Source organism: Kineococcus terrestris, assembly GCF_041020755.1.
GTDB lineage: Bacteria > Actinomycetota > Actinomycetes > Actinomycetales > Kineococcaceae > Kineococcus > Kineococcus terrestris.
In genome coordinates this window covers 42,271-67,435 of record NZ_JBEUEI010000011.1, presented here as the reverse complement: position 1 = coordinate 67,435, position 25,165 = coordinate 42,271, and the positions used below count along the sequence as shown (strand labels likewise).

At 76.7% G+C, this 25,165-nt stretch carries 26 protein-coding genes and 1 tRNA gene; 7 read left to right on the top strand and 20 right to left on the bottom strand.

The genetic code is table 11. The annotated features are described in order from the left end of the window. Positions 1 to 13: 13 nt before the first annotated feature. The 3 genes from AB8M62_RS08695 to AB8M62_RS08685 are packed head-to-tail and all read right to left on the bottom strand — an operon-like array spanning position 14 to position 821. Positions 14 to 196, bottom strand: coding sequence for a hypothetical protein (locus AB8M62_RS08695; protein ID WP_369069246.1), 183 nt, complete (start codon positions 194 to 196; stop codon positions 14 to 16). After that, positions 193 to 579, bottom strand: coding sequence for a hypothetical protein (locus AB8M62_RS08690; RefSeq protein ID WP_369069245.1), 387 nt, complete (start codon positions 577 to 579; stop codon positions 193 to 195). Before AB8M62_RS08690 ends, AB8M62_RS08695 begins: the two co-directional genes overlap by 4 nt. After that, positions 576 to 821, bottom strand: coding sequence for a hypothetical protein (locus AB8M62_RS08685; protein ID WP_369069244.1), 246 nt, complete (start codon positions 819 to 821; stop codon positions 576 to 578). Before AB8M62_RS08685 ends, AB8M62_RS08690 begins: the two co-directional genes overlap by 4 nt. Before the next feature lie 107 nt (positions 822 to 928). Here AB8M62_RS08685 and AB8M62_RS08680 point away from each other — a divergent pair, with 107 nt between their 5' ends. Beyond that, a complete protein-coding gene (locus AB8M62_RS08680) occupies positions 929 to 1,510 on the top strand; it encodes a hypothetical protein (protein ID WP_369069243.1) in 582 nt (193 codons plus the stop codon). 1 nt (position 1,511) lies between these two features. On the opposite strand, the gene AB8M62_RS08675 is transcribed toward AB8M62_RS08680, so the two are convergent. The 3 genes from AB8M62_RS08675 to AB8M62_RS08665 are packed head-to-tail and all read right to left on the bottom strand — an operon-like array spanning position 1,512 to position 4,747. Next, positions 1,512 to 2,936: a recombinase family protein gene (locus AB8M62_RS08675; protein WP_369069242.1), complete on the bottom strand. Its 1,425-nt coding sequence runs from the start codon at positions 2,934 to 2,936 to the stop codon at positions 1,512 to 1,514. 24 nt (positions 2,937 to 2,960) lie between these two features. After that, positions 2,961 to 3,791, bottom strand: a complete 831-nt coding sequence (locus AB8M62_RS08670) for a ComEC/Rec2 family competence protein (protein ID WP_369069241.1) — start codon at positions 3,789 to 3,791, stop codon at positions 2,961 to 2,963. Beyond that, positions 3,788 to 4,747: a ComEA family DNA-binding protein gene (locus AB8M62_RS08665; protein WP_369069240.1), complete on the bottom strand. Its 960-nt coding sequence runs from the start codon at positions 4,745 to 4,747 to the stop codon at positions 3,788 to 3,790. The genes AB8M62_RS08670 and AB8M62_RS08665 overlap by 4 nt, the downstream gene beginning before the upstream one ends. A 200-nt stretch (positions 4,748 to 4,947) precedes the next feature. Between AB8M62_RS08665 and AB8M62_RS08660 the strand changes: the two genes are divergently transcribed. From AB8M62_RS08660 to chrA, 3 genes are all read left to right on the top strand, one after another. Continuing rightward, positions 4,948 to 5,478: a Chromate resistance protein ChrB gene (locus AB8M62_RS08660; RefSeq protein WP_369055687.1), complete on the top strand. Its 531-nt coding sequence runs from the start codon at positions 4,948 to 4,950 to the stop codon at positions 5,476 to 5,478. Beyond that, positions 5,475 to 5,906 (top strand): chromate resistance protein ChrB domain-containing protein, encoded by a 432-nt coding sequence (locus AB8M62_RS08655; protein ID WP_369055688.1) that lies wholly within the window; start codon positions 5,475 to 5,477, stop codon positions 5,904 to 5,906. The genes AB8M62_RS08660 and AB8M62_RS08655 overlap by 4 nt, the downstream gene beginning before the upstream one ends. Before the next feature lie 77 nt (positions 5,907 to 5,983). Further along, complete coding sequence (gene chrA, locus AB8M62_RS08650; RefSeq protein ID WP_373694892.1) at positions 5,984 to 7,429, top strand: chromate efflux transporter; 1,446 nt, start codon at positions 5,984 to 5,986, stop codon at positions 7,427 to 7,429. 83 nt (positions 7,430 to 7,512) lie between these two features. Here chrA and AB8M62_RS08645 read toward each other — a convergent pair whose 3' ends face one another. After that, positions 7,513 to 8,565 carry a GmrSD restriction endonuclease domain-containing protein gene (locus AB8M62_RS08645; RefSeq protein ID WP_369069238.1) on the bottom strand — a complete coding sequence of 351 codons (1,053 nt, stop codon included), beginning with the start codon at positions 8,563 to 8,565 and terminating at the stop codon, positions 7,513 to 7,515. 10 nt (positions 8,566 to 8,575) lie between these two features. Then, the gene (locus tag AB8M62_RS08640) at positions 8,576 to 9,181 is read right to left on the bottom strand and encodes a TetR/AcrR family transcriptional regulator (protein WP_369069237.1); all 606 of its coding nucleotides are present in this window, start codon (positions 9,179 to 9,181) and stop codon (positions 8,576 to 8,578) included. Positions 9,182 to 9,228: 47 nt separating this feature from the next. On the opposite strand from AB8M62_RS08640, the gene AB8M62_RS08635 reads away from it, so the two are divergent. Continuing rightward, entirely contained in the window at positions 9,229 to 11,487 is a 2,259-nt protein-coding gene (locus tag AB8M62_RS08635) for a glycoside hydrolase family 3 C-terminal domain-containing protein (protein WP_369069236.1), read from the top strand. Positions 11,488 to 11,550: 63 nt separating this feature from the next. Here AB8M62_RS08635 and leuS read toward each other — a convergent pair whose 3' ends face one another. The 3 genes from leuS to AB8M62_RS08620 form a co-directional block, all read right to left on the bottom strand. After that, positions 11,551 to 14,085, bottom strand: a complete 2,535-nt coding sequence (gene leuS, locus AB8M62_RS08630) for a leucine--tRNA ligase (protein WP_369055692.1) — start codon at positions 14,083 to 14,085, stop codon at positions 11,551 to 11,553. 197 nt (positions 14,086 to 14,282) lie between these two features. Beyond that, positions 14,283 to 15,122, bottom strand: coding sequence for a diguanylate cyclase domain-containing protein (locus tag AB8M62_RS08625; RefSeq protein ID WP_369069235.1), 840 nt, complete (start codon positions 15,120 to 15,122; stop codon positions 14,283 to 14,285). Between the two features lie 79 nt (positions 15,123 to 15,201). Next, the gene (locus AB8M62_RS08620; protein ID WP_369055694.1) at positions 15,202 to 16,062 is read right to left on the bottom strand and encodes a shikimate 5-dehydrogenase; all 861 of its coding nucleotides are present in this window, start codon (positions 16,060 to 16,062) and stop codon (positions 15,202 to 15,204) included. A 71-nt stretch (positions 16,063 to 16,133) separates the two neighbouring features. On the opposite strand from AB8M62_RS08620, the gene AB8M62_RS08615 reads away from it, so the two are divergent. Beyond that, positions 16,134 to 17,165 carry an LLM class flavin-dependent oxidoreductase gene (locus AB8M62_RS08615; RefSeq protein WP_369055695.1) on the top strand — a complete coding sequence of 344 codons (1,032 nt, stop codon included), beginning with the start codon at positions 16,134 to 16,136 and terminating at the stop codon, positions 17,163 to 17,165. Between the two features lie 92 nt (positions 17,166 to 17,257). Here AB8M62_RS08615 and AB8M62_RS08610 read toward each other — a convergent pair. From AB8M62_RS08610 to AB8M62_RS08590, 5 genes are all read right to left on the bottom strand, one after another. Next, a tRNA-Ala gene (locus AB8M62_RS08610) sits at positions 17,258 to 17,330 on the bottom strand. Between the two features lie 113 nt (positions 17,331 to 17,443). Further along, positions 17,444 to 18,079 (bottom strand): histidine phosphatase family protein, encoded by a 636-nt coding sequence (locus AB8M62_RS08605; RefSeq protein WP_369069234.1) that lies wholly within the window; start codon positions 18,077 to 18,079, stop codon positions 17,444 to 17,446. Further along, positions 18,076 to 18,465, bottom strand: a complete 390-nt coding sequence (rsfS, locus tag AB8M62_RS08600) for a ribosome silencing factor (protein WP_369055702.1) — start codon at positions 18,463 to 18,465, stop codon at positions 18,076 to 18,078. The genes AB8M62_RS08605 and rsfS overlap by 4 nt, the downstream gene beginning before the upstream one ends. A gap of 77 nt (positions 18,466 to 18,542) precedes the next feature. Further along, the gene (gene nadD / locus AB8M62_RS08595) at positions 18,543 to 19,211 is read right to left on the bottom strand and encodes a nicotinate-nucleotide adenylyltransferase (protein WP_369055747.1); all 669 of its coding nucleotides are present in this window, start codon (positions 19,209 to 19,211) and stop codon (positions 18,543 to 18,545) included. After that, positions 19,208 to 19,366, bottom strand: coding sequence for a hypothetical protein (locus AB8M62_RS08590; RefSeq protein ID WP_369055748.1), 159 nt, complete (start codon positions 19,364 to 19,366; stop codon positions 19,208 to 19,210). Before AB8M62_RS08590 ends, nadD begins: the two co-directional genes overlap by 4 nt. A 117-nt stretch (positions 19,367 to 19,483) precedes the next feature. Here AB8M62_RS08590 and AB8M62_RS08585 point away from each other — a divergent pair, with 117 nt between their 5' ends. Continuing rightward, positions 19,484 to 20,482 carry a glycosyltransferase family 2 protein gene (locus AB8M62_RS08585; protein WP_369055703.1) on the top strand — a complete coding sequence of 333 codons (999 nt, stop codon included), beginning with the start codon at positions 19,484 to 19,486 and terminating at the stop codon, positions 20,480 to 20,482. Between the two features lie 6 nt (positions 20,483 to 20,488). Here the strand turns inward: AB8M62_RS08585 and AB8M62_RS08580 are convergent, their stop codons facing one another. Genes AB8M62_RS08580 through obgE form a run of 4 tightly spaced genes read right to left on the bottom strand, consistent with a single transcriptional unit; the run spans position 20,489 to position 25,051 of the window. Continuing rightward, on the bottom strand, positions 20,489 to 21,826 hold the full coding sequence (locus AB8M62_RS08580) for a glutamate-5-semialdehyde dehydrogenase (protein WP_369069233.1): 1,338 nt from the start codon (positions 21,824 to 21,826) through the stop codon (positions 20,489 to 20,491). A gap of 40 nt (positions 21,827 to 21,866) precedes the next feature. Further along, the gene (locus tag AB8M62_RS08575) at positions 21,867 to 22,313 is read right to left on the bottom strand and encodes a DUF8830 family protein (protein WP_369055705.1); all 447 of its coding nucleotides are present in this window, start codon (positions 22,311 to 22,313) and stop codon (positions 21,867 to 21,869) included. A gap of 15 nt (positions 22,314 to 22,328) precedes the next feature. Beyond that, the gene (gene proB, locus AB8M62_RS08570) at positions 22,329 to 23,474 is read right to left on the bottom strand and encodes a glutamate 5-kinase (RefSeq protein WP_373694891.1); all 1,146 of its coding nucleotides are present in this window, start codon (positions 23,472 to 23,474) and stop codon (positions 22,329 to 22,331) included. Further along, a complete protein-coding gene (gene obgE, locus AB8M62_RS08565; RefSeq protein WP_369055706.1) occupies positions 23,471 to 25,051 on the bottom strand; it encodes a GTPase ObgE in 1,581 nt (526 codons plus the stop codon). Before obgE ends, proB begins: the two co-directional genes overlap by 4 nt. Positions 25,052 to 25,165 lie beyond the last annotated feature (114 nt).

Here is a 25,165-nt window from a genome sequence, read left to right as displayed (position 1 = left end):
GCACCGTCCTGAGTCAGCGCTTGCCGAGCAGCTTCCGGACCGTCATCCGGTCGATCCCCGCCCGGCGGGCCGCCTCGCTCTCGCTCATGCCGTCACGCACCGCGGCGACGACGGCGGCGTAGAGAGCACTCCGCGCCGCCGCGGCGCGCTCCTGCGCCTCCCGTGCCGTCGCGGCCAGCGCGTCCAGGTCGCTCACGCCCACTCCTCGATCCACTCGTCCGGCGCGTCCCCGAACCGGTGCCGTCGGATCGCGGCGGTCAGCCGATCCGCCAGGACGCGCGTCCGGCGCTGCCGGCGTTCCCGCGGCACGACGGGCTCCCCGTCGTCGTCCAGCGGCGGCCAGAGCAGCGGGACGAGCTCCTCGACCAGCGCCGGGGCGCCGGGCGGGATCGTCTCCTCCTCGCAGAGCGCGCGCAGGTCCGCGAACGCCCGCCACGCGCGCTCTGCGCCGACGCGGCGCAGGTCGGTCGGCGGGCGCAGCGTCAGGCCGTCCAGCCGAGAGGCGAGCGCCCGGTGCGCGGGCTGCACCCGGTCGGCCTCGGCGTGGAGCCGGGCGAAGAGGTCGCCGAGGTCGCTCACGCCCACGCCTCCGCCCACTCGGCGGGCGCCCCGGTCCGGAGCACCGTCCGGCGGACGAGCATCGCGCGGTAGGCGGTCGCGTAGGCGGCGTGCCGCTCGCGCTCGGTCCGCTCGGCGATCGCGCGGTAGGAACCCGGCATCGTCGCCCGCGCGAGGAGATCGGCGCTCCGGCGCCAGGCGGCGCAGAGCTGCCGGACCTCACGGGTCATCTCGCTCGTGATCTCGGCGGGAAGGCTGTCCATGTAGAGCACTCTACAGGTGAGCTGTAGTCATGTCTACAGGTCGAGGACGTCTCCGCGCTCGCGCGTCCAGGCGCCGGCGACGGAGTGCAGCCGCTTGAATGCCTCCCGTGACCGATGCCTGGGCCGTCGTCCTCGCCGCACTGATCGGCGTCCTCGCGACCGTGGTCAGCGGTCTTCAGAGCCAGCGCCACGACAAGCGGGAGCGCGAGGCGATCCGCGAGGAGCTCGACCTGCTCGATTCGCTGCCGGACGAGGCAAGCCGGGTCCACCTTCGCGACCACGTCCGCGTCCGCCTGCTGCGCTACATCTTGCACGAGCACAGTCGGACGAACCGCCTCCGGCGGAGCATCGCCATCTATCTATTGCTTATTTCAAGCATTCTGTGGGCATGGCTCAGCACGCAAGAATCGCCCTTCACAAATAATGACCTGGACGCCTGGAGTATCGGAGCGCTTATCGTTTGCTTTCTTCTCTTGAATCAAGCAGCGTATCTTCTGTGGCGGCTGCTGCGTCGTCGGCAGCGGAGCGAGGAGTCGGCGATGCGACTGCTCGTCCGGAACCGCCAGGAAGCCGAGGAGAAGGCCGCGAACGAGGCGGCGGAGGAAGCCGAGCGCGCGGCACGGCGCGGGGTCTGGGCACGGCTCCAGAGATGGCTCGCCCCGCGCACCGGACCGCACGCGCGGCGCTGAGTCACCACGTCGGGCGCAGCTCGACGCACTCCGGCTCGATGTAGCGCAGCCCGCGCCGGGTGGCGGGCAGCACGATGACCTCGACCGCCGCCTTCAGGTACCGGCGGGCGTCCTCGTCATCGAGGGTCTGCCAGGCCGCCGCCGGGTCCGGGCCGAGGCCGCGCAGCACTCCGGGGACCAGGAGGGCGCGCAGGTCGCCCTCCGCCTTCTCGATCATCGGCCGGACGTCCCGCTCGACGGCGAGCAGGGTGGCGAGCTTGACCTGGTCCGCGGCGTAGGCGGCGGCGACGTCGTCGAGGCGCTGCCGGAGGCCGTCGAGCTGCCGGCGCTGCGCCTCGACGGCACTGGAGATCGCCGTCTCCCGGCCGGCGACCAGCTCGTCCCGGTACTCGTCGAGGAGTGCCACGAAGGCGCGGCGCACGTACTCGTCGAGCAGGCGCTCGCTCCGGGTCACACAGTGCTTCCAGTGACAGGCGTAGCTCCAGTACCGGCCGCGGTTGCAGAGCGCGTACATCGGCCCGCCACAGACGCCGCACCGGGCGATCCCGGAGAGGAAGTGGCTGAAGCGGGCGTCCGGCTTCCGCCTTCGGTTCTCCGCCGTCGCGACCGCCTGGCAGCGATCCCAGAGCTCTTGCGGGACCAGCGGCGCCCAGCTCGCGTCCCCGATCACCTCGCCGCGGAAGACTCTCTTCCCGATGTAGGCGGGGTTGCGGACGATCTGGAGGACGGTCGTCGAGAACCACCCGCGCGCGGACGGGCGGGGCGTCGCGATGCCCTCCTCCGTGAGCCGCTGGCAGATCCGGTACATGCTGTGCCCGGCCGCGACCTCCTCGAAGAGGCGGAGCACGATCGGGCCGGTCACCTCGTCCGGGACCTGCGCCAGGAGCCGGCCGGTCGCCGGGTCGTACTCGCGGCGGAAGCCGTAGAGGTTCTTCCCATGCGGGCGGCCCTCCTGGGCGCGAGCCGCCATCGCCCGCCTCACCCGCGCCGAGGTCTTCGCGCTCTCGCTCTCGGCGAGCAGGTAGTCGAGCCCGGTCCGGAAGGCGTCGCTCTCGTCGGCGAGGTCGTAGAGCTTGCCGCCGTAGCCGAGGAGGACGCCGTGCTCCAGGAGCAGGCTCTTCAGCTCCGTGAACCCGCTCAGCTCCCGGGTGCCGCGGGATGCCTCCCAGAGCAGGAGGGCGTCCGCCCGGCCCGCCTTGATCGCGACGGCGACCTCCGGCCAGCGGTCCCGTGCCTTGCGGGCGTAGGCGCTGGCGCTCCCCTCCTCGACGATCTCCAGCACGACCGTCCAACCCTGCTCGCGGGCGACCCACTCGCGGAGACTGTCGAGCTGCTGCTTCGGGCTCTCCATCTGCCCGCGCAGGTCCCGGGAGACGCGGGCGTAGAGCAGGCAGCGGAGGGGCTGCTTCGAGGTCACGGGAGGCACGTCTTCAGCATGACAGGACCCACCTCAGCGACTGGGGTTCTTACCGCTGACGGCGGTTAGGTGGGTCAGCCCGACGGCCCGCATCGCCTCCTCCAGGTCGGCGGGCAGCGCGGAGGTGTCGCCGACGACGAGGCCGGGCAGCAGACCGCGGGCGTCGGCGGGCAGTCCGGCGCACGCCCGCCGCAGCCCGGCGCGCAGGTCCTCGGCGATCCGCTGCGCGGTCCCGGCGGGCGCGACGGGCGCCGGTGGCGCGGTGGAGGTCAGCAGGGCGACGGCGCGGTCGCCGGGGTCGGCGGGAGCCAGGCGCCCGGTCAGCCGCACGCGGGCGCCGGTGGGCGCCCGGGTCCAGTCGGCGGCGTCGGCGAAGACGAGGACGGGGGTGCGCGCCGAGCGGGTGCGCCCGCGGCCGGTGACCTCGCGCACGAGGACGTCGACGACCACGCGCTCCGGACCACCGGGGCGGGACGGGCCGACGCGCCGGGGGTCCCCGCGGGGCTCGGCCACCACCTGCACCGCCGCGCGCTGGGCGGCGAGCTCTGCCACCGGGCCGGTGCGGGCGAGCGCGCTGTGCGCCAGGCCGGCGGCCAGGACGGTCGCGACCGCGGTGGCGGTCAGCGGAGCCGCGGTGCCGCGCCGGCGGCGCACGAACGCGGTCAACGCGACGGCGAGCGCCAGGCAGGCGACGGCCACCGCGACGGCCTGGTCGGGCACGGGGCGGGTCAGCGCCCACCAGGCGGCCGCCCAGGCGAGGAGCGCGGGCGGCAGCAGCCGCAGGTCCAGGAGCGGCGGGGGCACCGCGGCGCCGGTACCCCCCGCGACCGCGCCGCCGGCCGGGGCGGCGGCGGTGGCGCTCACGCGGTCACCAGGTCCCGCAGCCCGTCGAGGACCTTGGGGCCGATGCCGTGCACCTCGGCCAGCTCGTCGACGCTGGTGAAGCGGCCGTGCTCCTGGCGCCAGGCGACGATCCGTCCGGCGAGCACCTCGCCGACACCAGGCAGGTCGTCCAGGTCGGCCTCGGTGGCGGTGTTCAGGTCCAGCGGGCCATCGGCGGCCGGGGGCGCGGACCCGCCCGCGGCCGGCGCGGGTGCGCCCGGTGCCGGCGGGAGGACCTCCCCGGGCGCCGGGACGAGGACCTGCTCGCCGTCGACGAGGGGGCGGGCCAGGTTGAGACGGTCCAGGTCCGCGTCCGCGGCGGCACCGCCGGCCGCCGCGAGGGCGTCGGCGACCCGGCTGCCCGCGGCGAGCGTCACGACCCCGGGCGCGGCGACCCGCCCCGCCACGTGCACGACGACCACGCCGGTGGGTGCCGCGGCCGGCTCCCCGGCGACGGGCGGTCCTCCCGGGACCCCGTCCGTCCCCGCACCCGGTTCCGCGGCGGGCGCCGCGGTCCCCGGCGCAGCGGCCTCCGGGCCGGGGGTGCCGGTGCGGGCGGGAACCACCTCGCCGGCGACCGCCCCCGGCGCCGCGCCGGGGGCGGGCCAGCGCTGCCAGGTCCACCACGCGGTGGCGGCCACCACGAGCAGGGCGAGCGCGAGGGCGCCGGCGACGGCCGGGCGCGAGACGCGCCACCGCACGGCGCGCAGACCCGGGGGCAGCCGGTCGGCCACCCGCTGCCGCAGCTCCTCGCCGAGGGGCACGAGGCCCGCCCGGTGCCGCGGCCGGGAGCCCTCCTCCGGCTCACCGGCGTCCGCGCCCCTGCCGGTGAGGACGTCGTCCCGGGCGGGGGGTGCGGACAGCTGCCGGGCGGCGAGGGCGCGCGCCCGCGCCACCGCGCGGTCGCGGTCGGCGCGGCGAGAGGTCGGGGCGGGCACGCGGCGGACGCTAGGCCGGGGCCACCGCTCCTCCCCCACCCGCGGCCGCCCCCTGTGGACGGCCGGGGCCCGGTCCGCCTGTGGACCCCTCGCCGCTCGTGCGGCAGTCGGCGCACCGGGACGGGCACGGAGGGCGGGTGGACGACGGGACCGGACGACGGGTCTGGACGAAAGAGGTGCAACCGTGGTTGCATCACCGCGTGGTCGAGGGTGAGCGGGACGACCAGCGCGGGGAGCGGCTGGCCACCTCAGCGGAGCAGTGGGTGCTGCTGAGCTACCGCGTGCCGCGCGAGCCCTCCACCGCGCGGATCGCGATCTGGCGCAAGCTCAAGCGCTGCGGCGCCGCGCAGCTGGGCGACGGGTTGGTGGCCCTGCCGGCCGACGCGCGCACCCGCGAGCAGTTCGACTGGCTGGCCGAGGAGGTCGTGCAGGCGGGCGGCACGGCGGGGGTGTGGCTGGCCCGCCCGGTCACCGCCGCGCAGGAGCGCGCCCTGGCGCAGCGGATGGCCGACGCGCGGGCCGAGGAGTACTCCGCGCTGACCACCGGTGCCGAGCAGGCGCTGACCTCGACCGGCGCAGAGCGGGCGCGGGCGCTGCGCCGGCTGCGCGGGCAGTGGCGCGAGATCACCCGTCGCGACTTCTTCCCCCCACCGCAGCGCGGGGCCGCGGAAGCGGCCCTGCGCGAGCTGAGCGCTGCCGCGCAGGAGCGCGGCCAGGCGGTGGGTCCGTGAAGTGGGCCACCCGCGCCGGGATCCACATCGACCGCGCCGCCTGCGCCTGGCTGATCCGCCGCTTCGTCGACCGGCGCGCGGAGTTCCTCTTCGTCACCGACCCCGCCCAGGTACCGCCCGACGCCACACCCTTCGACATGCGCGGGGTGGAGCTGGGTCACCACGCCGGTGGCTGCACCTTCGAGACGGTCCTGCGCCGCTACGAGCTGGACGACCCGGTCCTGTGGCGCCTGGCGGAGATCGTGCACGAGGCCGACCTGGACGACGGCCGCTTCGACGCCCCCGAGGCACCGGGGCTGGACGTCGTGCTGCGCGGCCTGTCGCTGATCGGCGACGACGAGGCGACGCTGGCCGTGGCCGGCCCGGTCTTCGACGGTCTCTACGAGTTCCACCGCCGCGCCCTGCTGCTGGGTCGCGAACCCGCCTGAGCTCGGTCCCGGCCGTCCCGCCGACCGCGGGCCGCGCACCTCCAGCCCCGCCACCCGCCCGAGCGACGAGGACCACCGTGACGACCGACGAGACCACCGACGACACCGGCAGCGCCGGCACCGGTCGTCCCAGCACCCGCCCCGGCGGGGACACCCCCGTCCGCGGGAGGGCGCCCGGTCCCGACCTGGTGCCCTTCCCCGAAGCGGTGCGGACCTGGACCGCCATCTCGCTGCAGACCTTCGGCGGGCCGGCCGGGCAGATCGCCGTCATGCAGCGCACCCTGGTCGAGGAGAAGCGCTGGATCGGCCCGCAGCGCTTCCTGCACGCGCTCAACTACTGCATGCTCCTGCCCGGCCCCGAGGCGCAGCAGCTGGCCGTCTACACCGGCTGGCTGCTCAACGGCACCCGCGGAGGACTGGTCGCCGGGACCCTGTTCGTCCTGCCCGGCGTCGTGGCGCTGCTGGCGCTGTCGGCGCTGTACGCCGCCGCCGGCGACACCGCCCTGGTCGCCGGCCTGTTCGCCGGCCTGGGCCCCGCGGTCCTGGCCGTCGTCGTCCAGGCTGTGGTCCGCGTGGGCAGGCGGGCGCTGGCGCACCGCGCCCTGCTGGCCCTCGCCGTCGGGGCGTTCACCGCCCTCGCCGCGTTCTCGGCGCCGTTCCCGCTCGTCGTGGCCGTGGCGGCCCTCGCCGGGTGGGCCCTGCACCGGTGGGCGCCGCACGTCCTGGCCGCTGCCGGCGGCCGGCACGGCGGGGTCGCGGACGGTCCCGCGCCGGTCGTCCCCGACGACGTCCTGCACACCCAGAAGCCCTCCACCGCCCGGGCCGTGAGGATCCTCACGATCGGCCTGGCGGCGTGGGCGCTGCCCGTGGCGGCGGTCGCGCTGCTCACCGGCGCGGGCAGCACCCTGACGCAGCAAGGACTGTTCTTCTCCGGCACCGCGCTGGTCACCTTCGGCGGCGCCTACGCCGTGCTCGCCTTCGTCGCCCAGCAAGCCGTCGAGCGCTACCACTGGCTGGCTCCGGGAGAGATGGTGCGCGGTCTGGCGCTGGCCGAGACCACCCCGGGTCCGCTCATCATGGTGGTGCAGTTCGTGGCGTTCCTGGGCGCCTACCGCGACCCGGGCGGTCTGGAGCCGTGGGTGGCCGCGGTGCTCGCCTCGCTGCTGACCACCTGGGTCACCTTCGTGCCCTGCTTCCTCTTCATCTTCCTGGGCGCCCCGTACGTGGAGCGCCTGCGCACGAACCGGTCCTTGTCGGCGGCGCTGAGCGGCATCACCGCCGCCGTCGTCGGCGTCATCGCCAACCTGGCCCTGTACTTCGCGCTGCACACGCTGTTCGCCGGCACCACGCGCTGGAGCGCCGGTCCGGTGCACCTGGAGCTGCCCGTGCTGGCCTCACTGCGCTGGACGGCGCTCGTCACCGCCGCCGCGGCCGCCGTCATGGTGTTCCGCCTGAAGTGGTCGGTGCTGCGCACCCTCGGCGCGTGCGCGCTGATCGGGCTGGCGACCCTGCCCCTCACCTGACGGGCAGCCCCCGGTGGGCACCGCTCGAACGGCGCTGGTCGCGCCAGGAGCACCCGCGGGGTCCCGCCCGGACCCCTCGGTCCTCACTCGCAGGCGACCCCGTCGCCGTCGCGGTCCAGGCGGGCGGCGTAGCCGGGCTCGCCGGCGCGCAGCGGAGCGGCGCCCGCGGCGCGCGCGGCGGCGCAGTCCTCGAAGACGACGAGCTCACCGGGGTCGGGCTCGTCCGGCTCGGGCGGCAGCGGCGCCTGCTCCTGGTCCTGCGGGGACAGGACCTCGGGGTCCGGGCCGTCGGGCACGGGACCGTCCGGTTCGGCGGGCCCGCGCTCGTCGAGGTCGGCGGGCGGTTCGGCGCCGGGGTCGAGGACCGGGGGCACGCTCGCGTCGGGCAGCGGCTCGCCGGGGCAGCCGGCGAGCACCTCGACCATCGCGTCGCGCTCGGCGGGCTTGACCCACAGCCCGTAGGCGGCCTTCACGGCGATCTGGCGGGCCACGTACGGGCAGCGGGAGGAGCGCACCGGCGGCAGCCAGGTGGCCGCGTCGGCGTCGCCCTTGGCCTGGTTGAGGGGGCCGTCGACGGCCAGGAGGTTCAGCGGGTCGTTGGCGAAGGCGGTCCGCTCGGCGGTGTCCCACGCCTGCGCGCCGGTCTGCCAGGCGTCCGAGAGCGCGACGACGTGGTCGACCTGCACGGCGGAGCTGGTGTCCGGGCCGCGCTCGAAGGCGATGGTGCGGCCCGAGTAGGGGTCGCGCAGCTCGCCGGAGGCGACGACGCAGCCCTGCGAGCCGGGGCGCACGACGAAGGTCGCGAGGTCGCGCTGCAGGACGTCGTTGCGGGTGTCGCAGCCGTTGCCGTCGACGTCGGCCCACGCGGGGCCGAAGCGCTCGCGGTCGTACCCGGCGCGGGGGGCGCGGCCCTTGACCGGCAGGGTCGCCAGGACGGCCAGGGCGTCACCGGCCTCCTCCGCGGGAGGCGGGCTGAACGGCGACGGGGCGGCCGGCGCGGACGTCGACGGCGACGCGGACGGCGACGCCGAGGACCCCGACGCCGACGGCCCCGACGCCGAGGACCCGCCCGGCGTGCAACCGGCCAGCAGGGCGGCGGCGAGCGCCAGCGCGGCGGCGCGCGGTCGGGACGTCACCCGGCCATCCTCACCCCTGCCCCCCGTCGCCGTGCCCCCGGCCGTCCGACCGCGCGGCGCGGGCGGCCGCGAGCTCGGTGTCGAGGTGCCGGCGCACCTCGGCGGCCATGTCGACGTCGCCGGGCTCCAGCAGCCACTGCACCTGCAGGCCGTCGAGGAGGGCGACGAGGCGGCGGGCGGCCGGGCGCGGGCCGGGGTGCCCGGCGTCGGCGAAGGCCGCCGCGAGCTCGTCGACGGTGCGCCGGTAGCGCGCGGCGAAGAAGGCGTGCGCGGGGTGGTCGGGCGCGGTGGCCTCGGCGGACAGGACGGTGAACAGCTCGACGACGGCCCGCTGGTCCGCGTTGCGGCGCACCAGCTCCACGAGCGCGTCCAGGCGGTTCCCCGCGCCCACCTCGGCGGCGGCGAGCTCGTCGCGGCGGGCGAGGACGGCCAGCAGGAGGGACTGCTTGTCGCCGACGTGGTGCAGCAGGCCGGGGTGGGACAGCCCGCAGCGCTGGGCGAGCTCGCGCAGCGAGGCGCCCCGGTAGCCGACCTCGCCGAACAGGCGCACGGCCTCGTCGAGGATCAGCTCGCGGCGCGCGCGTCCCTTGGCGTAGCCGTCGCCCCTGCTCGTCACCGGTGAACACCTACCACCTGGTCGGCTTTCGGGCTAGCCTCCCCGCCATGAGCGACGACGCCCCCACCCCCGGACCCGGCGACCGCGTGGACGAGCTGCTGCGGCAGCTGACCCTGGAGGAGAAGGCCTCCCTCCTGGACGGTTCCGACTTCTGGCGCACGCAGCCCGTCGAGCGCCTCGGGATCCCCGCCGTGATGGTCACCGACGGCCCGCACGGCCTGCGCAAGCAGCGCGAGGGCGGCGACCACCTCGGCCTGTCCGACAGCGTCCCGGCGACCTGCTTCCCGCCCGCGGCGGCCCTGGCCTCCTCCTGGGACCCGGACCTGCTGGAGCGCATCGGGCGCGCGCTGGGCACCGAGTGCCGCGCCGAGGACGTCGCCGTCCTGCTCGGGCCGGGCGTCAACATGAAGCGGACCCCGCTGTGCGGGCGCAACTTCGAGTACTTCTCCGAGGACCCGCGCCTGGCCGGGGAGCTGGCGGCCGCGCTCGTGCGCGGGGTGCAGAGCCGCGGCGTCGGCACGTCGCTGAAGCACTTCGCCGCCAACAACCAGGAGACGCAGCGGATGACGATCTCCGCCGACGTCGACGAGCGCACGCTGCGCGAGGTCTACTTCCCCGCCTTCGAGCGGGTCGTGCGCACCGCGCAGCCGTGGACGGTCATGTGCTCCTACAACCGGATCAACGGCGTGTACGCCTCCCAGGACCCGTGGCTGCTGACCGACGTGCTGCGCGGCGACTGGGGCTTCGAGGGCCTGGTCGTCTCCGACTGGGGCGCCGTCGACGACCGCGCCGCCGCCGTGCGCGCCGGCCTGGACCTGGAGATGCCCTCCTCCGGCGGCGTCGGCACCCGCCGGGTCCTGGCGGCCGTGGCCGACGGCACCCTCACCGAGGCCGAGGTCGACGTGTGCGTCCGCCGCGTGCTGGAGCTCGTCGAGCGCGCGCGCCCCGCGCTGGGCACGGGCGCCGGGTTCGACGCCGACGCGCACCACGCGCTGGCCCGCGAGGCCGCCACCGCCGGCGCCGTCCTGCTGCGCAACGACGGCGTCCTGCCGCTGGCCGCCACCGGCGGGCCGGTCGCCGTCGTCGGCGAACCCGCCCGCACGCCCCGCTACCAGGGCGCCGGGTCCTCGCAGGTCAACCCGACCCGCCTCGACGACGCGCTGGGCGCGCTGCGCACCGCGTTCGACGGCGCGCGCGAGGTGCTGTTCGCCGCCGGGTACGACCCGGCGAGCGAGGAGCTGGACGAGGCGCTGGCCGCCGAGGCCGTCGAGACCGCCCGCCGCGCCGAGGTCGTCGTGCTGTTCCTGGGCCTGCCCGCCCACCACGAGTCCGAGGGCTGGGACCGCGAGCACCTGCGGCTGCCGGCCGCGCAGCTCGCGCTGCTGGAGCGGGTCGCCGACGCCAACCCCGACGTCGTGGTCGTGCTGTCCAACGGTGCCGTCGTGGAGCTGGAGCCGTGGCAGGGGCGCACCCGCGCGGTGCTGGAGACGTGGCTGCCCGGTCAGGCCGGCGGCGGCGCGACCGCCGACCTGCTCACGGGCGCGGCGAACCCGTCCGGGCGCCTGGCCGAGACGGTGCCCGTGCGGTACGCGGACACCCCCACCATCGGGAACTTCCCCGGCGAGGCGGGGCACGTGCGCTACGGCGAGGGCCTGCTCATCGGCTACCGCTGGTACGACGCGCGCGACCTGCCCGTGGCGCACGCGTTCGGCCACGGCCTGTCGTACACGACGTTCTCGTTCGCGGACCTGCGCACCGCGCCGGCCGCCGACGGCGGCGTGGACGTCACGGTCACCGTCACCAACACCGGCGAGCGCGCCGGGACGGAGACCGTGCAGGTGTACGTGCGCGACCCCGCGTGCAGCGTCTTCCGCCCCGAGCAGGAGCTCGCCGGTTTCGCCCGCACGACGCTCGCGCCGGGCGAGGCCGCCGACGTCGTCGTGCACCTGGAGCGGCGCGCGTTCGCGTTCTGGCACACCGGCGCCGGCCGGTTCGTCGTCGAGGGCGGGGAGTTCGAGCTGCGCGTCGGGGCGTCCTCGCGCGACGTGCGCCAGCGCGCCGTCGTCGTCCTCGACGGCGACGACGTGCCGGTGGTGCTGGCCCCGGACGCCGAGGCCGGCGACTGGCTGGCCCACCCGGTCGCGGGCCCGCGGCTGCGCGAGGCCCTCGGCGACGGGGAGTGGGCGCGGATGCTCGCCGACCCCGCGCACGGGCAGATGATGCGGGCGATCCCCCTGGTGCGCCTCACCCGCTTCCCCGGGTTCCCGCTGGCCGAGGAGGACCTCCCGGCGCTCGCCGAGGGCTGAGGCGCCCGCACGCGCGACGGGCCGGCACCCCCGCGGGGGTGCCGGCCCGTCCTGCTCCCGCCGTCAGGCGGGCACGACGTTGACGAGCTTCGGCGCGCGCACGACCACCGTGCGCAGCGCCGCGTCGCCGATCGCCGCGCGCACCTTCTCGCTGGCCAGCGCCAGCTCGCGCAGCGCGTCCTCGGTGATGTCCGGGGACACCTCCAGGCGGTCGCGGACCTTCCCCTTGACCTGCACGACGCACGTCACCGTGTCCTGCACCAGCAGCGCCTCGTCGACGGCCGGCCAGCCGGCGCGCGCCACGCCGGGCTCGTGGCCCAGCAGCGACCACATGTCCTCGGCGGTGTACGGGGCGAACAGGCTCAGCACGACCGCGACGGCCTCGACGGCCTCGCGCACGGCCGGGTCGCCCGGTCCGGCGCCGGTGTCGACGACCTTGCGGGTGGCGTTGACCAGTTCCATGAGGCGGGCGACGGCCACGTTGAACCGGTACGCCTCCACGTGGCCGGCCACGTCGTGCAGCGTGCGGTGGGTCACCGCGCGCAGCGCCGCGTCCCCGGCGGCCGGGTCCGCACCCGGGGGCGAGGTGACGTCCCGGGCCAGCCGCCACGCGCGTCCGAGGAACTTCGCCGACCCGGACGGCGACACGTCCGCCCAGTCGATGTCGTCCTCGGGCGGGCCGGCGAAGGACATCGTCAGGCGCACCGCGTCCACGCCGTGCTCGTCGAGCTGGTCCGACAGGCGCACCAGGTTGCCCTTGGACTTGCTCATCGCGGAGCCGTCCATCTGCACCATGCCCTGGTTCAGCAGCCGGGTGAACGGCTCGTCGAAGGGCAGGTACCCCAGGTCGTGCAGCACCTTGGTGATGAACCGCGCGTACAGCAGGTGCAGGATCGCGTGGGTCACGCCGCCGACGTACTGGTCGACCGGGCCCCACTGCGCGATGAGGTCGCGGTCGAAGGGCTGCGCGTCGTCCCGCGGGGAGACGAACCGGAGGAAGTACCAGGAGGAGTCGACGAAGGTGTCCATCGTGTCCGGGTCGCGGCGCGCCGGCGTCCCGTCGACGGGGCTGGGCACGTTCACCCACTCCTCCGCCGCGCCCAGCGGGCTGGTCCCCTTGGGCGTGAGGTTCAGCCCCGCGCTGTCGGGCAGCAGCACCGGCAGCTGCTCCTCGGGCACGGGCACCTCGCCGGTGGCGGTGTGCACGACCGGGATCGGGGTGCCCCAGTACCGCTGGCGGGAGATCAGCCAGTCGCGCAGCCGGTAGTTCTTCGCCGCCCGGCCGGTGCCGCGCTCGGCCAGCAGCTCCACGGCGCGGGCGACGGCCTCCTCCTTGCGCAGGCCGTCCAGCTCGCCGGAGTTCACCAGGACGCCGTCGCCGGCGGTCGCCTCCCCGGAGGTCGCGGGGTCCGGCAGCGGGTTCCCGTCGGCGTCGCGCACGTCGACGACCACCCGCACGGGCAGGCCGAAGGCGCGCGCGAAGTCCAGGTCGCGCTGGTCGTGGGCGGGCACGGCCATGATGGCGCCGGTGCCGTAGTCGGCCAGCACGTAGTCGGCCGCCCATATCGGCAGCCGCTCGCCGTTGACGGGGTTGACGGCGTACCGGCCCAGCGGCACCCCGGTCTTCTCCCGGTCGGTGGCCAGCCGGTCGATCTCGGCGGTCTCCTGCACGCGGGTGCGGTACTCCTCGAACGCCGCCCGCACGTCCGGCTCGGCGTCGGCGGCCAGTTCCGCGGCCAGGTCGGAGTCCGCGGCCACCACCATGAACGTCGCGCCGTGCAGGGTGTCCGGGCGCGTGGTGTAGACGGTGACGGGCTGCTCGCGGCCCTCGATCGCGAAGACCACCTCGGCGCCGTGCGAGCGCCCGATCCAGTTGCGCTGCATGCTGATCACCTTGGAGGGCCACTGCCCCTCCAGGCGGTCCAGGTCGTCCAGCAGCCGGTCCGCGTACTCGGTGATGCGGAAGTACCACTGGGTCAGCTTCTTCTTGACGACCTTGGCGCCCGAGCGCTCCGACGTGCCGTCGGGCAGGACCTGCTCGTTGGCCAGCACCGTCTGGTCGACCGGGTCCCAGTTGACCAGCGAGTCCTTGCGGTAGGCCAGGCCCCGCTCGTACAGCTTGAGGAACAGCCACTGGTTCCACTTGTAGTACTCGGGGTCGGAGGTGTGCAGCACGCGGTCCCAGTCGAAGGAGCACGCGTAGCGGCGCATCGACGCCCGCTGCTGGGCGATGTTGTCGTACGTCCACGCCCGCGGGTCCAGGCCGCGCTTGATGGCGGCGTTCTCCGCCGGCAGGCCGAAGGCGTCCCAGCCGATGGGGTGCATGACGTCGTACCCGCGCTGCACCCAGTACCGGGCGATGACGTCGCCCAGCGCGTACGCCTCGGCGTGACCCATGTGCAGGTCGCCGGAGGGGTAGGGGAACATGTCGAGCACGTACTTCTTGGGCCGCTCGTCGCCGGGCGCGCCGCTGCGGAACGGCTTGAGCTCGTCCCACACCGGCAGCCACTTCTCCTGCAGGGCGAACGCGTCGTAGCGGTCGGCCTGCTCCTCGGGCGCCGCGGTGCGCTGACCGGTGCCCTCGTGCGTGCTCGTCATCTCGTCCTCCCGGTGCGGCCTGCGCGCCCGCTGCCCGACGTCCTCGGAAAACGCCCCCCGACGTGGAAGAACCCCTCGCACGTGGAGGGGTTCCGCGCCGGCGCTGCTCGTGGCAGCCGTCAGCGCGGTCCGAGGAGGAGTCGGCGCGTCAGCACCCCACCAGCCTAGCGCCCGCCCGGGTGCGCCGCGGTCGGGCGTCAGCCGGCCTCGCCGGGGCGGTCGCCGGACGGCTCGCCCGAGCGGTCGCCGCGGCGCCGGCCCCAGCCGTGCACCGGGCTGCTGCGGCGCAGGGCCCGGCGCTGCTGCAGCGCCTGGTCGGCGGCCAGCAGCAGGTCCTCCACGCCGCCCTCGTCCCAGGGGGCCAGGACGGCGACGCCCACCTCGACCGCCAGCCGCGCCGAGCGCTGCCCGCCGGCCTCCAGCCGTCCCTGCGCCAGCCCGACGCGCACGCGGCGCTCCAGCTCCTGCGCGTGCAGCCCGGCGCCGGGGCCGACGACGAGGAAGCGGCCCTCGTCCTCGCGGGCGACCACGTCGGTGGCGCGCGTGGCCGCGCGCAGGGCCGCGGCGGTGGCCCGCCACTCCTCCAGCCGCTGCGCGGCCACGTCCTCCTCGCTGGGACGCGCGCCCAGCCGGACGGCGGGGGTCACCTCGACGACGCAGCCGTGCACGGCGCCGCCGGAGCGGCGGGCCGAGGCCAGCACCTGCTGGGCCACGAGGACCAGTCCGCGGCGGTTCAGCAGCGCGGTGGCCTCGTCGCTGACGGAGGCGCCGCGGGCCTCGTCGAGGGCGGCCAGCAGGTGCTCGACGGCCTGCTCGGCGGCGAGGCGGCCGCGCCGCGCGTCGGCCAGGACCAGCCCGGCGGCGGCCGCGGCGGCCAGCACGGCGACCACCGCGGTCACGGCCAGCACCGCGCCGGGGGCCAGCCAGGCGGTCGCGCCCACGACGGCCGCCCCGGCCAGGGGCAGGGCGAACAGGCCCGCGGTGCGGGCCCGCGCGTCGGGGACGGCCCGGGGTCGGGGCGCTGGGGAGGTGCTCACACGGGCGCATCGGCGTCCGCGGGGCGCGGCTGGATGCGGCGGTCGGGTGATCCGGCCCGGGGGCGCCCGGGCGGGGCGCTCAGGCCGGGTGCGGCTCGGGCCGGCGACCGGGCGGGGTGCGCCGGGAGAAGGCCGAGGCGCGGCGGACCTGGTCGGCGGTGGGCCGCACCCCGGTGTAGCGGGCGAACTGCTCGGCGGCCTGCAGGGCGGCGACCTCGACCCCGGTGACGACGTCGCGGCCCAGCTCGCGCGCCAGCCGCACCAGCGGCGTGTCCTCGGGCACGGCGACGACCTCCAGGACCGCGGCGGCCGCCTCGACGACCTCCCGCGGCACGGGCAGCTCGTCCTCCTCCGGCCCGCCGGCCATGCCGACGGGTGTGGCGTTGACGAGGAGCGCGGGGCGCAGGTCGCCCGCCGTCGGCGTCCAGCGGGCGTCGTAGGCGTCCGCGAGCGCCCGTCCGGTGGCCTCGTTGCGCGCCACGACGGTGACCTCGCGCGCCCCGCCGTCGCGCAGGACCGCCACGCACGCCTTGGCCATGCCGCCGCTGCCGAGGACGACGGCGTCGGCCCCCTCCGGCACCCCGCGCTCGCGCAGCAGGGCGGCCACGGCCAGGTAGTCGGTGTTGGCGGCCACGAGGTGCCCGTCGGTGTTGACGATCGTGTTGACCGAGCCGATGGCGGCCGCGGACGCCTCGACCTCGTCCACCAGCGGCAGCACGGCCTCCTTGAAGGGCATCGACACCCCGCACCCGCGGACCCCGAGCGCGCGGACACCGGCGACGGCGGCGGCGACGTCCGTCGTGGTGAACGCCTTGTAGACGAAGTCCAGGCCCAGCTCGGCGTACAGGTAGTTGTGGAAGCGGGTGCCCAGGTCGCTGGGGCGTCCCGACAGCGAGATGCAGAGGCGGGTGTCCTTGCTCAGGGCGTCCTCGAGGTGCACGGCGCGCGACGCTACCGGGTGGTGCCGGGCCGGCCGGGAACACCCGCGAGAGGTTGAAGGTTGAACCGTCCGTGAAGCGCATCGGGTTCCTCTCCTTCGGCAACTGGACCCCCGCCCCGGGGTCGCGGACGCGCACGGCGCGCGACGCCCTGCTGCAGACGGTCGAGCTCGCGGTCGCCGCCGAGGAGCTCGGGGTGGACGGCGCGTTCGTGCGCGTGCACCACTTCGCCCGCCAGCAGGCCGCGCCCTTCCCCGTGCTGGCGGCGGTCGCCGCGCGCACCGAGCGCATCGAGATCGGCACCGGCGTGATCGACATGCGCTACGAGAACCCCCTGTACATGGCCGAGGAGGCCGCCCAGGTGGACCTGCTGTCCGGCGGCAGGCTCCAGCTCGGCGTGAGCCGGGGATCGCCGGAGCCGGCGCTGGACGGCCCCGCGACCTTCGGGTACGTGCCCGCCGAGGGCACCACGGGCGCCGACATGGCCCGCGCGCACACCGAGCTGTTCCGGGCCGCGATCGCCGGCGCCGGGCTGGCCGAGGCCGACCCCCGCACCGCGGGCACCTCGGCCCGGCTGAAGGTGACGCCGCAGGCGCCCGGGCTGTCCGAGCGCGTGTGGTGGGGGTCCGGCACCCGCGAGACGGCCCGCTGGGCCGGGCGCGAGGGCATGAACCTCATGAGCTCCACGCTGCTCACCGAGGACACCGGCGTGCCCTTCGACGAGCTGCAGGCCGAGCAGATCGAGGGCTTCCGCCGGGCGTGGGCCGAGGCCGGGCACCGGCACGAGCCGCGGGTGTCCGTCAGCCGCAGCGTGCTGCCCATCACCACCGACGAGGACCGCTGGTACTTCGGCGCCCGCGCCGAGCAGGACTCCCGCGACCAGGTCGGCTACGTCGGCGGCGTGGAGCTCGCGCGCTTCGGGCGCAGCTACGTCGGCGAGCCCGACGTCATCGCCGAGCAGCTGGCCAAGGACGCGGCCGTGCGCGAGGCCGACACGCTGCTGCTGACGGTGCCCAACCAGCTCGGCGTGGACTTCAACGCGCGGATGCTGTCCACGATCGTCGAGCACGTCGCCCCGGCGATCGGCTGGGAGCGCCGCAGCTGAGAGCACCGTCCGGCCCGGCGCCCCGCGGGGTGCCGGGCCGGACGCGCGAGGGGCCCGGTCGCGGATCGCGACCGGGCCCCTCGTCGTGCGGGTGGAGCTGAGGGGACTCGAACCCCTGACCCCCTCCATGCCATGGAGGTGCGCTACCAGCTGCGCCACAGCCCCGCGTCGTCCACCGGCTGTTCACCCGCGGCGACGAGATCCAGCATAGACCACCCGGACGGGTCCTCCGCACCACCCCGTGGCGGGGCGCTGCCGGGCCCGCGCGCAGCCCGGTCTCAGCCCTCCGCGCCGACGCCCCCGCCGGGCGGGCCGACGTTGTACTCGGCCAGCGACCAGCCGCCGCTGACCGGCACGAGGACCGCCCAGTGGGCGTTGCGGAAGCCGGCCAGCACCGACCAGCCGGTGACGGCCAGGCCGAGCAGCTGCAGCACGGCGCCCTTGAGCGCGGCGCCGTGGGCGGCGACGACGAGGGTGCCGCCGTCGGGCACCGCGGCCGCGTGCCGCTCGACCGCACCGGCCGCGCGGCGCGCGACCTCGCCGCGGGTCTCCCCCGTGTCGCCGATGCGCACGTCGTCCCCGCGCCGCCAGGCGGCGTAGGTCTGCGGCCAGCGCGCGGTGATCTCGGTGTGCAGCAGGCCCTGCCAGGCGCCGGCGTGGACCTCGCGCAGCGCCGGGTCCGGCACCGCGGGCAGCCCGGTCACCGCGCTCAGCGCGGCCGCCGTGTCCGCCGCGCGCGACAGGTCGGAGGTGACCAGCGCCGCCGGCTCCAGCGCCGCCAGCTCGGCGGCCGCCGCCGCGACCTGCGCGCGGCCCACCTCGTCGAGCGGGACGTCGAGCTGGCCCTGGAAGCGCTGCTCGGCGTTGGCGCGGGTGCGCCCGTGCCGCCACAGGACGACGCGCGCGGCGCTCACCCCTCCGCGGCCCCGTCGGCCGCCGCGGCGGGCGCGGGCAGCTCGATGGGCGGGCAGTCCTTCCACAGCCGCTCCAGCGCGTAGTACTCGCGCTCCTCGGCGTGCTGGACGTGCACGACGACGTCGATGAAGTCGAGCAGGACCCAGCGGCCCTCGCGCTCCCCCTCGCGGCGCACCGGCTTGGCGCCCAGCGGCAGGAGCTGCTCCTCCACGGCCTCGGCGATCGAGCGGACCTGCCGCTCGTTGGGGGCCGAGGCCAGCACGAAGGCGTCGGTGATGAACAGCTGGTCGGAGACGTCGAGGGCGACGACGTCGGTGGCGAGCTTCTCGACGGCGGCCGCTGCCGCCGTCCTCACGAGCTCGAGGGCGCGCTCGGTTGCGGGCACGGGGACTCACTCCTGGCCCGGGCCCACGGCCCGGTCGACGACGTGTGGTGCGCCGGTCGCTGCGGCGCCCGGCCCCCTCAGTCTCCCACGGGCGCGCCGGGACCCGGCCCGCCCGCGCTCCCCGCGTCGGCGCCCGCCCCGGGGGACGCGTACAGCCCGTGCTTGCTGATGTGCTGCACGACGCCGTCGGGGACCAGGTACCAGACGGGCAGCCCCGCGGCGACGCGGCGGCGGCAGTCCGTGGAGGAGATCGCCAGCGCCGGGACCTCCAGCAGGCTGACGTGGTCCATCGGCAGGCCGTCGTCGCTGAGGGGGTGGCCGGGCCGGGTCACGCCGACGAAGTGCGCCAGCGACCACAGCTCGGCGACGTCCTTCCACTGCAGGATCTGCGCCAGGGCGTCCGCGCCGGTGATGAAGTACAGGTCGTGCCCGGGGCGCTGCTCGGCCAGCTCGCGCAGCGTGTCGATGGTGTAGGTGAAGCCGCCGCGCTCGATGTCGATGCGCGAGACGGTGAACCGCGGGTTCGAGGCCGTGGCGATGACCGTCATGAGGTAGCGGTGCTCGGCGGGCGCGATGTCGCGCCGCGACTTCTGCCACGGCTTGCCGGTGGGCACGAAGACGACCTCGTCGAGGCCGAAGCGGGCCGCGACCTCGCTGGCGGCCACGAGGTGGCCGTGGTGGACCGGGTCGAAGGTGCCGCCCATGACCCCCAGGCGGGGCCGGGCGGCGCCCGGGGGCGAGGTCAGTGCCGCTGCCCGACGCTGCGGAAGGCCCAGGTGACCAGCAGCATGGACATCAGGATGCAGATGGCGACGATGCCGAAGGCGGTGGGCGGGATCGGCAGCGACCCCGAGTGCTCCTCGGACTGGTTGGCGACCTCGGCGGCCAGGGCGAGCAGCATGGTGGGCGTCCTCCTCCTCGGCGCGGCGACCCTCGCACCGCACCGGAGGAGTCTGCCACGGCGCGCGCCGGGCGGCAGCGGCCGGGCCCGCGCCGCGGCGTGCGGCAGGATCGGTGCGTGCCCGCCAGCCCCGCCGACCCCGGCGTCGAGGTGAGCGTGGTGGTGCCCGCCTACCAGGAGGCCGAGGTGCTGCCCCGGCTGGCCGAGCGGCTGCGCCCCGTCCTGGACGCCGCCGGCCTGGCCGGCTACGAGGTGCTCGTCGTCGACGACGGCAGCACCGACGCCACGCCCGTGGTGCTGGCGCGGCTGCGCCGGGACTGGCCCCAGCTGCGGGTGGTGCGCCTGCGGACCAACGCCGGGCACCAGGCGGCCCTGTCCGCGGGGCTGGCGCGCGCCCGCGGCCGGCGCGGCGTCGTGACGATGGACGCCGACCTGCAGGACCCCCCGGAGGTCGTGCCGCTGCTGCTGCAGGCCGGCCGCGACGCCGACGTCGTGTACGCCGTGCGGGCGGACCGCTCGGTGGACCCGCTGCTCAAGCGCGCGAGCGCGGCCCTGTTCTACGGCCTGCTGCGGCGCCTGGGCGGCACCGGGCCCGCGCAGGCCGGCGACTTCCGCTGGACGAGCCGGGAGGTCGTGGACACCGTGCTGCGCCTGCCCGAGCAGCACCGCGTGCTGCGCCTGGTGGTGCCGGAGCTGGGGTTCCCGGCCGCGGAGGTGACCCACGCGCGCGGCGCGCGGGCCGCCGGGCGCACCCGGTACCCGCTGCGGCGGATGCTGCGGCTGTCCCTGGACGCCATCACCGGCTCCAGCACCGCCCCCCTGCGGCTGGCGACGCTGTTCGGGCTGGGCGGGGCGCTCGTCAGCGCGCTGCTGCTGCTGTACGCGCTGGGCTCGTGGGCCTTCGGCTCAACCGCGCCCGGGTGGACCTCCACGGTCGTCGCGGTGGCCGTCACCGGCACCCTGCAGCTGCTGTGCCTGGGGGTGCTGGGCGAGTACGTCGGCCGGCTGCACGTGGCCGCGCAGGGCCGGCCGGCGTACCTCGTGGCGCGCGACAGCCTCGACGACGAGCGCAGCGACCCGCCGGACGGCCCGCCGGGCGGTCCCGCGGGCGGCTGAGGGCGCTCAGCCGCGCACGTGCCCGTCGCCGAGGACCTGCCACGTCGTGGTCGTCAGCTCGGCCAGGCCCATCGGCCCGCGCGCGTGCAGCTTCTGGGTGGAGATGCCCACCTCGGCGCCCAGCCCGAACTCGCCGCCGTCGGTGAAGCGCGTGGAGGCGTTGACGGCCACGGCGGCCGCGTCCACGGAGGCCAGGAAGCGGTCGGTGACGCGCACGTCGGTGGCCAGCACGGCCTCGGTGTGCTGCGAGGACCAGCGGGCGATGTGCTCCACGGCCGCGTCCACGTCCGCCACGACGCCCACGGCGATCTCCAGGCCGTGGTACTCCGCGGCCCAGTCCTCGTCGGTGACGGGCACGGCCGGCAGCCCGGCCGCCCGCGCCGCGGCCAGCGCCGCCTCGTCGGCGTGCAGGACGACACCGGCGCCGTGCAGCGCGCCCAGCAGCGTCGGCAGGAAGTCCGCGGCCAGCGCCTCGTGCACGAGGACCGTCTCCGCGGCGTTGCAGACGCTGGGCCGCGACGTCTTGGCGTCCAGGACCACCCGGACCGCCTGCTCGAGGTCCGCGGAGGCGTCCACGTAGACGTGGCAGTTGCCCACGCCCGTCTCGATGACCGGCACGGTGGCCTCGCGCACGACCCGCTGGATGAGGTCGGCGCCCCCGCGCGGCACGAGCAGGTCGACCAGGCCCCGCGCGCGCAGCAGGACGCCCACGCCGTCGCGGCCGTGCTCGTCGACGCTGGTGACCGCGTCGGCGGGCAGGCCGGAGGCGGCCAGGGCCTCGCGCAGCACCTCCACGAGGACGGCGTTGGTCTCCGCGGCCGCCGACCCGCCGCGCAGGACGACGGCGTTGCCGCTCTTGAGGGCCAGGACGGCCACGTCGACGGTGACGTTGGGGCGCGCCTCGTAGACGACGCCGAGCACGCCCATGGGCACCCGCAGCTGGCGCAGCCGCAGCCCGTTGGGCAGCGTCGAGCCGCGCACGACCTCCCCCACCGGGTCCGGCAGGGCGGCGACCTCGCGCACGGCCGCGGCGATCGCGGCGATCCGCGTCCCGTCGAGCATCAGCCGGTCCAGCAGGTGCGGGGAGGTGCCCTCCGCCCGGCCGCGGTCCAGGTCGCGGGCGTTGGCGGCCAGCACGCGGCCGGTGGCGTCCTCCAGGGCGTCGGCGACCGCGAGCAGGGCGGCGTCCTTGGCCGCGCGGGTGGCGGTGCGCAGGGGGCGGGAGGCGGCCTTGGCGCGCCGGCAGGTGGCCAGGACCTGCTCCGCGAGGTCCCCGGGCGTCCCGGGGGCGACCGGGGCGGTGTGCTGGGTGCTGTCCGGGGTGCCGTCGGCGAGCAGCGTCATGGTCCCAGGCTACGCGGACCGCCCGCGCGGGCGGGCGGCCTCACCAGGGGGCGATGTCCCCCACCAGCTCCACGGGCGCCTGGCCGGGGCGCGCGCGCCGGGCCGGGCGCCAGCGGCCCCCGCTGCGCTGGGCGGCCCGGTGCTCCACGGTGGCGCGGTCGACGACCTCCACGCCGACGACCGACCAGTCGGGCAGCTCGGCGCTGCCGCGGTGCTCGGCCCACAGCCGCAGCGCCATCGCGGCGGCGTCGTCGACGTCCTCGGCCTCGTCCCAGTAGCGCAGCTCGGCGCGCTCACCGCTGTAGCGCACGCTGGACAGGAACGGCGACTGCGCCAGGAGGCGGTCCAGCCCGGCGCGGACCGCGCACGGGTCCGTTCCCGCCCCGGCGACGGTGAGGGTCACCGACCACAGCGGTGGCGGGGCCGAGCCCCCGCCGTCGCGGTCGCCGGACCCGTCGTCCGCCACGTCGCGCACCGCCTCCGGCACCCCGCCGCCCTCCGCTCAGGCCCTGCCCAGCAGCACCAGGTGGTCGCGGTGGACCACCTCGCGCTCGTACGCCGGGCCCCAGCGCCGGGCGAGCTCGCGCGTCGACCGGCCGAGCATGTCCGGCAGCTCCTCCGAGGAGTAGTTCACCAGCCCGCGCGCCAGCGCGTCCCCGTTTCCGTCGACCAGGTCGACCGGATCACCCGCGCCGAAGGCGCCGACCACGGCCGTGACCCCCGCCGGCAGCAGGGAGGAGCGCCGCTCGCGCACCGCGCGCACGGCCCCGTCGTCCAGGACGAGGCGCCCGGCGGGCGCGGCGGCGTGCGCCAGCCACAGCTGGCGGGTGCTGCGCCGGCCCCCCTCGCGCGGCACCGGGAACCAGGTGCCGACGTCGGCGCCGGCCAGCGCGTCGCCGGCCAGCGCCGCCGACGTCACCAGCGCCGGCACCCCGGCGGACACCGCGATCTGCGCGGCCTCCACCTTCGTCGTCATGCCGCCCGTGCCGACGCCCGCGGCGCCCGCGCTGCCCACCGTCACCCCGGCCAGGTCGCCCGGCCCGCGCACCAGCGGCACCCGGCGCGCGCCGGGGCGCGAGGGCGGGCCGTCGTAGAGGGCGTCGACGTCGGAGAGCAGGACGAGGGCGTCGGCGCGCACGAGGTGCGCCACGAGCGCGGCGAGGCGGTCGTTGTCGCCGAAGCGGATCTCGTGGGTGGCGACGGTGTCGTTCTCGTTGACCACCGGCAGCACGCCGAGCACCAGCAGGCGCTCCAGGGTGCGCTGGGCGTTGCCGTAGTGGGTGCGGCGCACGACGTCGTCGGCGGTCAGCAGCACCTGCCCGACGGTCAGCCCGGCCCGGGCGAAGGCGCGCGCGTACTCGGCGACCAGCAGCCCCTGCCCGACGCTGGCGGCGGCCTGCTGGCTGGCCAGGTCGCGGGGGCGCTTGGCCAGCCCGAGCGGGGCCAGACCGGCGGCGATGGCGCCGGAGGAGACGAGCACGACGTCGCTGCCGGCCAGGCGGCGGGCGGCCAGGACGTCGACGAGGCCGTCCAGGCGGGCGGCGTCCAGCCCGCCGCCCGCGGTGGTCAGCGAGGAGGAGCCGACCTTGACCACGACGCGGCGGGCGGTGCCCAGCACCTCCCGGCCGCCGCCGCGCGGGGTGCTCACCGGCCGTCGTGGCCGGACTCGGCCGCCGCGGCGCCGGCGGTCGCGTCGTCGGCGGTCGCGTCGTCGGCACCGCTGGGGTCGTCGGCGGTCCAGTGCCCGGCCAGGCGCTCGGCCTCCAGCTCGGCGCGGGCCGCGGCCCGCCCGGCGCGCCGGTCGCGCTCCTCCTGGCGCTTGGTGGCGCGCGTGGGCCGGTTGCTCTCCTCCAGGCGGATGTCGCTGCCGCGCTGGCCGAGGACCTCGGCGCCGGCGACCATCGTCGGCTCCCAGTCGAAGACGACCGCGTCGTCCTCGGCGCCGATGACGACCTCGGCGCCGGGGGTGGCGCCGGCCTTGAACAGCTCGTCCTCCACGCCGAGGCGGGCCAGCCGGTCGGCGAGGTAGCCGACGGCCTCGTCGTTGGTGAAGTCGGTCTGGCGCACCCAGCGGCGCGGCTTCTCCCCGCGCACCCGGAACCGGACGCCGTCGGCGTCCTCCTCGCGCTCGACGCTGAAGCCGGCCTCGTCCACGGCCGGCGGGGACAGCACGATGCGCGTGGGCACGGCCTCGGGGGCCTGCGCGCGGGCGGCGGCGACGAGCTCGGCCATCGCGAAGGACAGCTCGCGCAGGCCCGTGCGGGCCACGGCGGAGACGACGAAGACGGGCGCGCCGCGCCGCTCCAGGTCCGCGCGCACGATGTCGGCGAGGTCGCGCGCGTCCGGCACGTCGGCCTTGTTGATCACCACGAGGCGGGGGCGGTCCTGCAGCGGGACGGTGCCGTCGTCGACGCGGTAGGCGGCCAGCTCGGCCTCGATCGCCTCCAGGTCGCCGACGGGGTCGCGGTCGGTCTCCAGGGCCGCGCCGTCCAGGACGTGCACGAGCGCCACGCAGCGCTCGACGTGGCGCAGGAAGTCCAGGCCCAGGCCGCGGCCCTGGCTGGCGCCGGGGATGAGGCCGGGCACGTCGGCGACGGTGAAGCGCACGTCGCCGGCCTCGACCACGCCGAGGTTGGGCACCAGCGTGGTGAACGGGTAGTCGGCGATCTTCGGCCGGGCGGCGGACAGCGCCGCGACCAGGCTGGACTTGCCGGCGCTGGGGAAGCCGACGAGGGCGATGTCGGCGAGGGTCTTGACCTCCAGCACGACGTCGCGCGAGTCCCCCGGCTCGCCGAGCAGGGCGAAGCCGGGCGCCTTGCGGCGCGGCGAGGCCAGCGCGGCGTTGCCGAGGCCCCCGCGGCCGCCGGCGGCCACGGTGAAGCGGGTGCCCGGCCCGACGAGGTCGGCCAGGACGTCGCCGTCGGCGGTGCGCACGACGGTGCCGTCGGGCACGCCGATGACGAGGTCCTCGCCCTCGGCGCCGTTGCGGTGCCCGCCCATCCCGAAGCGGCCGGAAGCGGCGTGGCGGTGCGGGCGCCGGTGCAGGTCCAGCAGGGTCGTCACCTGCGGGTCGACCTCGAGGACGACGTCGCCTCCGCGGCCCCCGTTGCCGCCGTCGGGGCCGCCGAGGGGCTTGAACTTCTCGCGGTGCACGGAGGCGCAGCCGTTGCCGCCGTCACCCCCCGCGGCGTGCAGCACGACGCGGTCGACGAACGTGGCGGACATGGGTTCCTCCTGGGGTCCTGCGGTGGTGCGCGGTGGTGCGCGGCCCGGCCGGGCCGGGGTGGAACGCGAGGAGGGGCGGGCCGGTCGTCCCGGCCCGCCCCTCCTCGGCTCACG

What these genes read in the sequence shown, in the direction of transcription:
- obgE (WP_369055706.1), bottom strand. Translation starts at nt 25,051, where the DNA reads ATGTCCGCCACGTTCGTCGACCGCGTCGTGCTGCACGCCGCGGGGGGT.
- AB8M62_RS08635 (WP_369069236.1), top strand. Translation starts at nt 9,229, where the DNA reads ATGAGCGACGACGCCCCCACCCCCGGACCCGGCGACCGCGTGGACGAG.
- AB8M62_RS08685 (WP_369069244.1), bottom strand. Translation starts at nt 821, where the DNA reads ATGGACAGCCTTCCCGCCGAGATCACGAGCGAGATGACCCGTGAGGTC.
- leuS (WP_369055692.1), bottom strand. Translation starts at nt 14,085, where the DNA reads ATGACGAGCACGCACGAGGGCACCGGTCAGCGCACCGCGGCGCCCGAG.
- AB8M62_RS08590 (WP_369055748.1), bottom strand. Translation starts at nt 19,366, where the DNA reads ATGCTGCTCGCCCTGGCCGCCGAGGTCGCCAACCAGTCCGAGGAGCAC.
- AB8M62_RS08580 (WP_369069233.1), bottom strand. Translation starts at nt 21,826, where the DNA reads ATGACGCTGCTCGCCGACGGCACCCCGGACAGCACCCAGCACACCGCC.